Here is a 215-nt window from a genome sequence, read left to right on the forward strand (position 1 = left end):
CCTGCAACTTCTGGTAATGTTACATCGAAAAACTCTTTGATGGCTGAAGTAAATGCTTGCTTGGAGGGGAAGTAAATATTATTCAATACATGCTCATTCATCACTTTCCATAACCGCTCGATTGGATTTAAATTTGGACTGTAAGGTGGTAAGTAATTAAGCTCGATATTGAGCACTTTTACCGCATTTTTCACCAGCCTTGACTGATGATAGGC

1 protein-coding gene is annotated in these 215 nt (G+C 38.6%); it reads right to left on the reverse strand.

Translation table 11 applies throughout. The annotated features are described in order from the left end of the window. Positions 1-215 (reverse strand): transposase (locus AACW06_RS20765; RefSeq protein ID WP_192076434.1); only part of this gene is annotated, 215 nt, incomplete at both ends.

The sequence above is a fragment of the Vibrio sp. S12_S33 genome, assembly GCF_963889785.1.
GTDB lineage: Bacteria > Pseudomonadota > Gammaproteobacteria > Enterobacterales > Vibrionaceae > Vibrio > Vibrio aestuarianus.